This window comes from Coleofasciculus chthonoplastes PCC 7420 (assembly GCF_000155555.1).
Classification (GTDB): domain Bacteria; phylum Cyanobacteriota; class Cyanobacteriia; order Cyanobacteriales; family Coleofasciculaceae; genus Coleofasciculus; species Coleofasciculus chthonoplastes_A.
The window spans coordinates 257903-269427 of the sequence record NZ_DS989852.1 but is presented as its reverse complement, the minus strand read 5'-3'; the positions used below and the strand labels follow the sequence as shown (position 1 = coordinate 269427).

Annotated in this window: 10 protein-coding genes and 3 pseudogenes; 4 read left to right on the top strand and 9 right to left on the bottom strand. The window is 43.2% G+C overall.

The genetic code is table 11. The features are described 5' to 3' along the window. The 5 genes and pseudogenes from MC7420_RS18185 to MC7420_RS18165 all read right to left on the bottom strand — a co-directional run. Positions 1–295: Uma2 family endonuclease (locus MC7420_RS18185; RefSeq protein ID WP_006101905.1), on the bottom strand; the 295-nt coding region annotated here is incomplete at its 3' end. Positions 296–556: 261 nt separating this feature from the next. Next, positions 557–1756 (bottom strand): NYN domain-containing protein, encoded by a 1200-nt coding sequence (locus MC7420_RS18180; protein WP_006101980.1) that lies wholly within the window; start codon positions 1754–1756, stop codon positions 557–559. Between the two features lie 500 nt (positions 1757–2256). Beyond that, positions 2257–2436: pseudogene (locus tag MC7420_RS18175) on the bottom strand (TIGR02646 family protein); the annotation flags it as partial. A gap of 219 nt (positions 2437–2655) precedes the next feature. Further along, positions 2656–2967 (bottom strand): annotated as a pseudogene (locus MC7420_RS18170) (hypothetical protein); the annotation flags it as partial. Continuing rightward, positions 2954–4324, bottom strand: coding sequence for an AAA family ATPase (locus MC7420_RS18165; protein WP_006101906.1), 1371 nt, complete (start codon positions 4322–4324; stop codon positions 2954–2956). The pseudogene MC7420_RS18170 and the gene MC7420_RS18165, both read right to left, overlap by 14 nt. A 34-nt stretch (positions 4325–4358) precedes the next feature. Between MC7420_RS18165 and MC7420_RS39940 the strand changes: the two genes are divergently transcribed. From MC7420_RS39940 to MC7420_RS18150, 3 genes and pseudogenes are all read left to right on the top strand, one after another. Further along, positions 4359–4625 carry a hypothetical protein gene (locus tag MC7420_RS39940; RefSeq protein WP_157453216.1) on the top strand — a complete coding sequence of 89 codons (267 nt, stop codon included), beginning with the start codon at positions 4359–4361 and terminating at the stop codon, positions 4623–4625. Between the two features lie 175 nt (positions 4626–4800). Further along, positions 4801–5759 (top strand): annotated as a pseudogene (locus tag MC7420_RS18160) (bile acid:sodium symporter family protein). A 93-nt stretch (positions 5760–5852) separates the two neighbouring features. Next, entirely contained in the window at positions 5853–7055 is a 1203-nt protein-coding gene (locus tag MC7420_RS18150) for a phytochelatin synthase family protein (protein WP_006101896.1), read from the top strand. 121 nt (positions 7056–7176) lie between these two features. Here MC7420_RS18150 and MC7420_RS18145 read toward each other — a convergent pair whose 3' ends face one another. From MC7420_RS18145 to MC7420_RS18135, 3 genes are all read right to left on the bottom strand, one after another. After that, positions 7177–7773, bottom strand: coding sequence for a nucleotide-binding domain-containing protein (locus tag MC7420_RS18145; protein WP_006102058.1), 597 nt, complete (start codon positions 7771–7773; stop codon positions 7177–7179). Positions 7774–7906: 133 nt separating this feature from the next. Beyond that, positions 7907–8431: a cyclic GMP-AMP synthase DncV-like nucleotidyltransferase gene (locus MC7420_RS35405; RefSeq protein WP_052307497.1), complete on the bottom strand. Its 525-nt coding sequence runs from the start codon at positions 8429–8431 to the stop codon at positions 7907–7909. A gap of 4 nt (positions 8432–8435) precedes the next feature. After that, positions 8436–9458 (bottom strand): CBASS cGAMP-activated phospholipase, encoded by a 1023-nt coding sequence (locus MC7420_RS18135; protein WP_006102014.1) that lies wholly within the window; start codon positions 9456–9458, stop codon positions 8436–8438. A gap of 235 nt (positions 9459–9693) precedes the next feature. On the opposite strand from MC7420_RS18135, the gene MC7420_RS18130 reads away from it, so the two are divergent. Beyond that, positions 9694–10017, top strand: a complete 324-nt coding sequence (locus MC7420_RS18130; protein ID WP_044207938.1) for a DUF504 domain-containing protein — start codon at positions 9694–9696, stop codon at positions 10015–10017. 153 nt (positions 10018–10170) lie between these two features. On the opposite strand, the gene MC7420_RS18125 is transcribed toward MC7420_RS18130, so the two are convergent. Next, positions 10171–11514, bottom strand: a complete 1344-nt coding sequence (locus MC7420_RS18125) for a CmpA/NrtA family ABC transporter substrate-binding protein (RefSeq protein ID WP_006102056.1) — start codon at positions 11512–11514, stop codon at positions 10171–10173. Between the last annotated feature and the right edge of the window lie 11 nt (positions 11515–11525).

Here is an 11525-nt window from a genome sequence, read left to right as displayed (position 1 = left end):
TTACGAGTTCATCTCGATCAACAACTGCAACGTCAGGTCGAAATGCTGTCATACCAACATTAGAAGGGCGCAATAGTCCCCGCTGGAACACAAACCAAGGTAAGCCTATTGCGTCAATTTGGACACAGATCTTGGCGCTAATGAAGGCTACCACTTCTTCATGTAAACCTGTTGGTTCCAAATCGAACACCTCTCCATCGATCAGTTCGTAGCGGTTATCGCTACCATGACGAGCGAGAAACTCGTCAAAGCTAAGTGGCTTCTGTTGAATTGCTTGCTCGACTGCAATAATCATAGGTCAACTGAGTCCAATTAATGCCTCAAGTCTACCAAATCGAGTATGTGATACATAGGACGAATCAAACCTCTGATTGCTTTGCCCCAGAATATTGACAAACTTCCGGCTAGAACCCAACCAAGAATTCAGTAATCTAAGGTTCCCGCTCACCGAACGCAGGTAATCTTTGCATCTCACCGACAAATTAGATTGGTTCCGGTACAGCAGGATTGTTATGCTAGTGTCACAACGTTAGTATTAGTCTCTAATTTAAGGAATTTAAGTGTTGACAATCAAATCTTTAATCTGCTCTTTAGGGTAGGAATTGATTAAAAGCTGAGTTACAATTTCAGGGACAAAAGCTGTATTGTGTAATTGGCAAAGTTTAACAAGTCGATTTATCAATACTGTATCTATCTTTTTTGACATTAAACGCTCACATTCAGGGGAATTGGCTATGCAAATATATTCGTCATTCTGCTTCTGCGATTGTTGTATTACATAGCCAGCTTTGTAAAGCAGGTAGATCGCAGAACGTAGTTCCCCACGAGTCCGATTGTGTCCGAATACTTTAATTAAATACTCAAACTCTTCGCTCCTAGTAAAACCATCGGGATAACGTTCTCTCAATTTACCCAAAGCATCGCAGAGAAAAGATGATTCGCATGATCTCCAACTACTCTTGCGTAAGAGACGCTTATATAAGTCAACGGTAGGTTCTGCCAAAGCAATTTCTGAGTTTGCTGTTGTTGGGGAAACTTTATTAGATTCATCTCCAGTTTCTTCAGCTTTTGCGTGCCAAGTTTGTTTAACTTGATATAGTTTGACTATCTCAGGTGCGCTTTGGAGGAATTTCATAAATCCGCCAAACCCCAAGTTATGCTCATCAAATGCCGAGTCAATCTCAAGCATTTCGTTTTTCAGTGTAGAGAGGCTTACGCCGTCTGGAAATTTACCAAGTACACGTTCCAGCAAATCTAGTGCGTCTTCACGCAGTTGAGTTGTTTTCAGCGAGGCAGATACACCATTAGTAGTTGATTCTTCATCAATGTAAATAAATCGATTACAAGATTTTTTGACAGCCTCACTAAGAGCAGAACGCGGTCCAACACCGACTACAGATTTACCCAATTCTCTTAAACGTCTGAACAAAGGTGAAAAATCTGAATCTCCAGTAGCAAGCACAACCCATTCCAAATCAGGAATACGAGCCAAGTACTCCATAACATCGACAACAATTTGAATGTCAGCGGAGTTTTTACCTTTTACTGGATGATAAACGTGGACAAACTCAAAACCGAGTAAATTAAGCTCTGGCTGACGTACACTGACTGATGCAATACTGAAATCCCCATAGGCTCGACGAACCACTACACGCCCTAACTCATTAGCGCGTTCTAATAGCGCTTCTCCTCCATCAACTTTCAGCCAGCCTGATAGGTTTTCAACATCCAAAAAGATTGCGACTTTTTCTGCCATCTAGGATTCTGCTGAATTATTACTGAGTTAAATTTTCCCACAGGACACCCTAATTTGCTCATTATCCGATACCCAGCATCAGTCTATCAACAATTTCCGGAAACGATCAACGCTCATAGATCAGCTTTCAACTACGTCACCATAAAAAATTCGAGGCAGCATAACTCTGTATTCAACATTAGGTTATGCTGGATAAGACCGATATAGGGGTGATATCCAGCATAACCTAATGTTGCAACCTAGCGCTCTGATGCGGCTTTGCAGCTTGCTGGAGGCGGAGCCTTCACGGTAGGTTGGGTTGAGTCTGTCAAGTCCTTGCTTTTTGAGGACTGGAAAAATAATCGTTTCACAAATCGCATATTCTGATTCTTCAAAAGTTAATTCTTTCAGGCAAAATTCTAAATCTTCTCTAAAGGATTATCGAAGATATTCAACCCAACCGAAAAAATCGGGCGATCGCATATTGAGTGCATGGGCATTGTTCAAGCAACACCATACTCTAATAAGGCATTAGACAATTGCTTACGTTTTTCGATCAAGGCACGGTTATTTTTTTCATGATCTCCCAGGTTTAAGACTTGAACCGTGACGATTGCCCGCTCGCTTAACCCTTCTACCCGACCACTAATTTTAAAGCGAAGTTCTGTTTCACATTCTGTCATCAGGGGAGTTAGGGGTAGCTGACAGGTGTAGGTTTTTTATTTAAGGGTGGAGACTAGACTTGGGGGACAAGGAAGGAAAGTAGACAAGGGGGGAAAACCGTACAGAATTTGGTTCGGTCAAGCTAACGGGAAAAAGCCGAAACGCCCTATTTTTCGTTAACACTCTTCCTTGTCTACTGGTCTACCTGTCTTCCTTGTCTTACCTGAACCGCAATCTTAAAAAACCTACCCTTGTGAGGTTAGGGGTAGGGGTTGGGATTTATGAGCATCACCACATTGATTAGAGGTATTACAACTGGCGACAATATTTGAAAAGTCAACTGTGCGTCTAGGATTCAATTTTTGAGCTTCTATATGCTCATTGTGGCAAGCATCAATGTTTTGGATGCGCTGACAGCAATAGGCACAAAGGTAGAATTGTTCTGCTAGAGCATATTGCCGAATAGTTCGGCGAATCTCTTCAGTTAACTGGTTGTAGCGTCCGTGAGGGTTTGCTCGTTTCCAGGCTGTTAAGCTGGACGGTTCAGTCCCTTTACTAATGGTTCGCATGACGCAATTCTTGTTTACGGATCAGTAATTTGGCTTTGACTAATTCCAGATGATTGGCGGGTAGTTCCTCAGTTAATTTGGCGAGTAGTTGTTGAGCCTCAGTTAGCTTTAAATCTTGTATGGCATCCAGCAGATCGTTCAGTTCAGCATCAATTTTCTGATTACGGATGCTGGTGTCCATGACATCTAATAAGACAGTATTAGCATCTTGCCCATACTGAGAGGGCAATTGTTGCAATTCACCATTGGTTAAGGTGTAAACTAAAACATTTTTACAGTCGCTGATCACCAGAGGTGAATGGGTAGTCAGCACAAACTGACAATTGGGAAACGTTGCGATTAGGCGATCGCACAGGCTGCGTTGCCAAGAGGGATGCAGATGCAAATCGACTTCATCAATCAAGACGATACCATCTCCTGCTAAAGGATTCTCCAGAGCAGGGTTCAGCATGGCTAGACGGCGAGCAATATCACCAACCAGAGCCATGAGAGATTTTTCGCCTTGTGAAAGTTGGGCGACATTAAGCGTTTCACCGTTTTTATCAATCGCCATGTGGAGACGGGGTTTACGACGGACTCTAAGATTATCCATCTGGGGCATAAATTGGCGAATGGCGGTGCGAACTGCGGTTAATTGCCGATCTTTGGCTGAGGCATTGAGTTCGTTTAACCGTTGCCATGCGTCTGGATTGGTTTCCAATAATGGTTTCAGTTGGTTGAGAACATCTTCAGGCATTGCTGATTCATTTTCGGTATCTTCCCGTTCCCGAAACCACTCAAAAAAGCGGCGAAAGTCAACCCCCTGACTTAAAGAATTATCGTAACCATCGAGTTGCAAGAAGGTATGCTTTGTCCTAATTTTTAGGGGAATATCAAGTACGACGCGCTCGACAGGATAAAACCCAATGATGGGTAGGCGAGTTTTGTGATCACGGGTAAGGGCATCACGATAACGATTGGCTAAGCGAGTGCAGTCGTTGAGATGGCTAGTGTACCGGGATTTACGTCCTGTTCTATTTTTGGCTAAAGTCCACTTGAAGTGATGCTGGATCTCGTTTTGATTCGGATTGTCTGATGTTCCAGAAGCATCACAAATTTCTATTTCAATACTGGCGGCGTTGGCGGTGTTAAGTATGGCATCTTCGGGGATAGGGTTACCACTACCTTTTTCTGTGCGTAAACGAGCCGTAAACCAACTCAGGGAGGTTGCTAAGGCTTTCAGCACAGAGGTTTTACCCGCGCCGTTATTACCAACAAAGACGGTGATATTGCTGGGATTTTGCTCGGTGGGTGCTAAAGGAATTTCCAGGTTTTCAAATAGCCCAATGTTATTTAAGATAACCCGTTGGATTTCCATAGCGGTAACGTTCAAACCTCTGAAGTTTTCGACATTGACAACAGTACCTCAAACGGCACTTGAAAGCACTTACCCCTATTATGGTCTCAAAACAGTTGCACCTAGCCAGTTTCATCCCAGTCTCATGACTCGATTACGCGATCGCACCAGAGTTAAAAGGTGGAGAAGCAGTGATGAGTGTCGGGTTTCATCCTTCAACCCAACCGACAATATCGGGCGATCGCATATTGGGTGCATGGGTATTGTTCAACGGCGACGTGACTTAAAGCTGAGTGGGTCATCAGTACACTGCTCTTTTTGAAGCGCTCGTTTGGTTTTTATGCAAAAATACCGCTAGTTGTTGCAAAAGTTTACAGGGTTGCGAGTGTGTAGCACAGACATAAGGTGATAATTCTAGTAAAACTCACTCCTGGCAAACAGGGAAAAGTTTGGCTTATCTAAGGGCGCTGTCAACGTAAGTAGTGTGTACAGGAGCAATGGAATCAAACGTTTTAACCGCAATTTTTCTTCCCTTAGCCCTATTTATCATTATGCTGGGTATGGGATTAGGGTTGACAGTTGATGATTTTAAGCGGGTATTAGTTGAACCCAAAGCCGCAATTCTCGGACTCATTGCTCAGCTTATCATGCTGCCCGCCGTAGGCTTTTTACTCGCTAGCCTTTTCCCGCTTTCTCCAGAATTGGCGGTTGGCGTGATGGTTTTAGCGGCTTGCCCTGGTGGACCCACATCCAACCTAGTCACCTACTTAGTACAGGGTAACGTTGCCCTATCCATTACGCTGACGGCAATTAGCAGCGTGATTACAGTATTTACGATTCCTTTGGTCGTTAACCTAGCGATGCAGCGTTTTCTGGGGGAGTCTACTATCCTACAGCTACCCTTCTTGATGACAGTCATTCAAATTGCTGTTATTACCCTGATTCCAGTGACATTAGGCATGGTAATTCACCACTACGCTCCTCGTTTTGCCGCACAGGTAGAAAAATGGGTTAAGTGGCTCTCTCTATTCTTTTTAGCCCTAATTATCGTGGGTTTGTTGGCAGCAGAACGCGCTAATGTTGCCAGCTTCTTCTTGAAAGTGGGCTGGGTTACCCTCGCTTTAAACATGAGTACAATGCTACTGGGGTTTACACTCGCTACCTTGGCTAAGCTATAGCAATCCTAAATAGGATGCAACAAGTAGACGGCTTGAAATCAAGGTATAGCAAGGGTTTCAGTTTTGAAAATTGCCACAATCAATTTAGGATTGCTATAGATATCCGTAGCGCCAAAGCCATTACGGTAGAAGTCGGTATTCAAAACGGTACTTTAGCCATTACCATTGCCAGCGCACCAACTTTCTTAAACACGCCAAGCATAGCCATTCCAGCCGCCATCTATAGCTTAATTATGTTCGCAACAAGTGCCGTCTTCGCTGGGTTAGCGCGACGTTGATAAGCATCTTGCACGCCTGTGGCACCACCTCAAATAAGTCATCTAAAGTCATCGTACCTGTAGTTCATCAATTCTTTCTCAATCATGGAGATTATGGCTGCTCAGACTGAAGGATTTTACCGTCGTCCTTTGCCAGAATCCTGCATTGTCTTCTCCTCAACTGAGGGGAGGCAAATTTTTCGTGAAGCGTTGGAACTGGGAGGAATGGAAGGATACTTTGCCCTTGCTGAACAGTTTCATACCCAAGCCGAACCTGCATTTTGCGGTTTGGGAACAATGGTGGTTGTGCTGAATGCGTTGGCAATCGATCCGGGACGCATCTGGCGAGGGGTATGGCGCTGGTATGGTGAGGAAATGCTGGACTGCTGCCGATCTCTCCCAGTGATTCAGGAAACAGGCATTACCCTGGATGAATTCGTCTGCATCTCTCGTTGTAATGGCGCAAAGGTATCCGCTTACCGTTATACCGAGAGGAGCTTAGACGAGTTCCGGCAGGATGTTCAACAGACTACTTCTACAACCCATGGTACTCACATGGTTGCTGCCTACAGCCGCAAAGTTTTGGGACAAACTGGAGACGGACATTTTTCACCCATTGGGGGCTACCATCCACAGCGAGATTTAGTGCTTCTACTCGATGTGGCACGATTCAAATATCCACCACATTGGGTGCCATTACCGCTTCTATGGCAAGCGTTTGAGCCACTTGACCCGGCAACAAACCGCAGTCGAGGCTATATCCTATTACAGAAAACAGAAGAGTTATATGAAACCTTCTTTCATGTTGCTCTCACTCCACAACAGTGGTGTGCAATAGCAGCCCCTTATTTTGCAGACAAATTACCCGTTTTGCTAGAGAAATCTAATTCTTTGGATGAAGTAGTTATAGCACTTATGCAGCATCTTCCAGTTGAGTTCGCATCACTTTTACAATCATCTACTTATGCAACGGATATGTTTCCAGCATTGCGAGAAGCGATTCAAGCCAATCCCTTGTTTGCCATTGTCCAGGAAGTTGTGTCTAGTCAACAGTATCAGGTGGCGATCGCAAAACAATGGAGTTTGCTAGATAAAGCCGGGGATTTTACCTGCTTAAAAATAAACTTTGCCGAGTGGCTAACGATATTGTTACTTGCCTGTCCTAAAACACTGTATAAAGCACTAAAACCTGAATTACAGACTTGGATCAATCAAGTTCGCAATCTAGCCCAATGCCCTGAACCACTCAATCGAGAAGTTACCCGATTGCAAGAGCAAATGTCCGCATTACAGGAATTTTGCTTTGTTTCTGGCTGAGTTTATTCCAGATGAATAATATTCTCATGTTGAAGGATAAAATGCGATCGCTAAATCAGATTGCAAACTGTGAATCTAGCAGTCACACTTCACTTATCTTGAAATAACAGTCATAGTTATGCTACTCTGAAATTGGAACTTTAATTCTGGAACGTGCTACACAAATATTATTTTTAATAATATAACATTCCACAAAATGTGATCCATAGAAATTGCTTGATTCGATTCTTCTATGATTTTCACTATCATCTAAAATTTCTCCTCGAATTTGATTCCTTCTTATTGCTTCCTTTCCAACATTACGAACTTTCCATTTAACTTGAAATGGTTTTGGCACATTACAGTCAACAATATAAAATTCTAATGTTTTATTTCTAAGCAAAGGTAATCTATTTAAAAACATTTGCTTTAATGAATGAGGTCTAAAGCCTTTTTGTGAAACAAGGCAATCTATCTTCAATTCATATCTAATATCAACATAAAAATAATTCTCGATGAATTCTTCAGATTCAAAAGGAAATCGTTCTTCACCAAAATGACGCCGCCAAGCCTGACAAGCATCCTTCTGGCTTGTTTTCTCATCTAAGGCTTTCCCAGCGGATTGAATGAAACTACCAAGCTGCCCTAAAAAATAATTCTTGTTAGTTTTGCTGTAATCCTCCAGCAGGTTTTCAAAGGCAGGAGTTGTCGGGCGGTAGCATACAAAATTCCATTGCATACTGTTCTTAATGTTGAGTAGAGTTTTATAAAGAGCTACATCATCTCGCTCATCAAAAACAATATTATTAGCTGCTAAAATGGAGAAAATTAATCCACTCGGAAACTCACCTTTCCTGTATCACTCCAGGCTTTTAATAACGAACAATTCGCTTTAGCTGACCGTCATTGTCAGCCTTGTCATTAAACCATTTTCTAAATTCTCTAGGATCGCTTTGAATCCATCCTCTACCCTTATGGGCTAGATATGGAGTCTGTCCTTCAATAATATAGTAAATGGGCAGATCAAGGTGATATTGTCCAGCATAGACAAGTCTGACACAGGTTTGCTTGTCAATAGGATTCTGTTTCGTATGACCATTGACAGCTTCCCAAATCCATTTATGAAATGTGCTGACAGCCTGAAGTGGTTTTGCTTTTAATTTGAAATAGATACCATCATCAATGTCAAACTCCCCATCAAGCGGTTCTATGATAGTATTCATCATGAATGAACCCTGCCCGTGGAATTTTGGAACAAAGCCATTCTGCTTATCCCGAAAGTACCGTCTGATCCTTTCTCGCACGGCATCACGAGATGTACGTAATGTTTCTTTACGCTTAGAGTCTAAGGCAATTAAATTATTAAATTCTAAGAACAATTGATGACAGTTTGCCATGTAATCATGTAATAATGTATAGTTTACGCTCTTTGAAAAAATCAGCAATTTCTGGCTTTCTGCCCCAAAACAATGCCTGATCTACACCCATCTGTGAGATCAACTGCAATGTCTCACTGGAAGTATTATCGAGGTTAATAATTTGTGCCTGTTGTGGAGATAAAGGCGCACTAGGAATACGAATATAATCAAAAGAAGAGTCGCAGTAGTTTGCTAGAGTGTCCACAAAGTAACTTGTAACATAAGCTTGCCCCTCAAAAAACGTGGCGATCAGATCTTGATTCCAGTCAAGGACTGAACGGTTATGTTTAGTAACAAAGCGTCTACCAGGATTTGGCTCTAGAGAACCAATAGACATCACCATCAGCTTTTGAAACCTTTTGCCGTTACCAACAAAGTACCTAAGCGCCTCTACTACCCCAACTAAAGTTGGATTATTGGCATAGACTCCTCCATCAATAAATTGTTTACGATCATAAGTATCAATAGTAATAATTGGCAGGTAAGCAGGTGCTGCACTTGTTGCAAGAGCTATATCAACATACTTTGTTTTGCTATCTCTACGTAAATTGCCTTCATTATGGTCGTACTTAAAAATGAATGGTCTACCATCAGTTAAAGAAAATGCGGGGATACACAACAAACAGCGAGAGTCTGCAAGGGTTCGCTCTCCAAACATTTCTTGCAATGCTTTTCTCAATTCGCTGTTATCATGCTTGCTTCCCAGAAAAATCTGTTTAAGCAAACTTAGAAAGCTATTTCGCTGTGGGAAAATTTGTTTGCCTCGTCTGTAGTATAGGTTGCTGATCAACGCGACAGGGATATTTAGAGACAGCCCCAGTGCAATCAAGCCTCCCGTCGAAGTACCACAAATCAAGTCAAAGTAATCAGCGATGTGGCACCTAAACCTATCCTCGAAATGTTCTAGAATTCTGGCTGAATATAGCCCTTTAATCCCTCCTCCGTCTATTGATAAAACCTTAAATGTTTGTGATTCTGAAGTATCAGAGGAAGGAGAATGAATCATATCTAGGCAATGAATTGGTTAAGATAAAGAACACCACAAATAACGTATGCTTTTAAGTTTAAACGCTATGTCTTAAGGTGTCATACTCCTAAAACAGAATCTTGTAGTATATTAGTAGTATACCTCAACTCCTCATTGTTTCGTGAGCGATCGCTCGCACTTTGCCTCAGGCAAATTGTAGCACCGTTGCTTCCAGAGGTACAAGGCAGCATACATCACACCCCTTGGCGTAGCCATGTCAGAGCAAAAAGTCCAGAAGAAAAAAATGGCGACGATTCGCGAGATCTACGATCGCATTCTCTGGGATGCACGTCTAGACCGCAGCGCCTTTGCCATTGGCTATATCGAGCGCAGGTCTGAAGAAGGTATTCGTGAAAAACCCTTTGCCTCTTGGTCAACGGATGGAGACATCCCCATGCATCGCATCCGCTATATCCGCTGCGGGGAGGAAATCGTTTGGGATCGCGACCAGCACTTGGATCTGTTCTCAGCCGGACGACTGCCCAATGCTGCCTTTCTAACGCATCCACAAGAGGAGACACATTGCCGCAGGCTTTAGCGAAGCCATGCCGCAGGCTTTGCATCTTGCTCGCTACCCATTCCCAATTTAAATGCATGACAGCTTAACTCTGCTCCCTCTGCTCCCTCTGCTCCACCTGCTCTCTTCCCCCACCACAAGACTTATTCAGCAGACCCTAAATATTTTGCCCACTTATGCCTGAATCTCAAAATTATTCAGATAAGCAATCGGATCACTCGGATCAAATTGGCGTTGATCAATAAAAACGGTGGCGGGTTCTACTTTCATCGGATCACTCGGTAGCTCAATCTTTAATGTCTCCGCCACCTCTGTATAAACGTCTAACGGATAAATTTTCTCTAAGATTTCATCAGCATCCTTGGGATAATCTTGTTGCTCAATTTGACCCCAACGAATCATCTGAGTCAGCAACCACATCCCATGAGAACGCCAGGGATAATTGACTGGATTTGGCTTCTCTGGATCATCGCTATTGTCACCATAAAACTGATAAAAATTAGGAATCGTTTCCAGCCGTTCCTGGTTGTCAAACCCACCATAACTATAGTTGCCCAATAAAGCAGGTTCGATATAGTCCTGATCCGTATCCAAATACCTGCTTTGGGCAATAATTTGGGCAATTTCGCGGCGATTTTTGGCTTGTTCGCAAAACTGGCAGGCTTCTAGAATCGCCGCCACTAAAGCCCTAGCGGTTGCGGGATGTTCGTCCACCCAAGCTTGCATCGTGGCTAGCACATTTCCCGGATGTCCCGTCCAAATATTCTGCGAGGTATTGGCAATAAATCCATTTCCCTGTAAAACTGTCTGCTGGTTCCACGGTTCACTGCTGCTATAGGCATCCATCACCCCGGCTTGAATTTTATAGATCATTTGGGAGGGAGCAATCTCCATAAATTCAACTTCACTTTCCGGATTAATCCCCATCGCGGCTAACCAATAGCGGCTAATGTAATAATCCATCGAAGCATTTGACTCAGTAGCAAAGATTGGCGGTTCCTCGAATTTGCGAACATATTGGCGATAGGAATCGGCAAACTCCTGAAAGGTGAAATATTCAATCGCTGGTCGAATTCCCGCGTCCCAGGCTTTGGGAGATAAGGTAATGCTACTGCCATGGAGATTGAGTACCATCAGGGCAACCATGGGGGCGGATTCGGAGCCTAATTGTGCCATCATTGGCATTCCATACAAGGCTTGAGCCGCATCTAACTGATAGTCGAGTAAGCCATCCTGAATTTGCTGCCAATTCTCTTGCTTACTCAGGCTGACATTAAGTCCATAGCGAGCAAAAAAGCCTAATTCTTGGGCGATAACCAGGGGCGCACTTTCGGTAATCGGGATAATACCGAGGTTGAGGTACGTTTTTTCGAGTTTGCCAAAGTCAACCTCTGAGACGGAGGAGGATTCAGATGAGTTATTCTTTCCGGAAGTGGACAGATTCCCCGAGTTACAAGCTGCAAAGGCTAATCCTGTACTTGCCAGACTGGTGTATTTGAGAAAATGGCGGCGCTTCATGTTCTTGTATC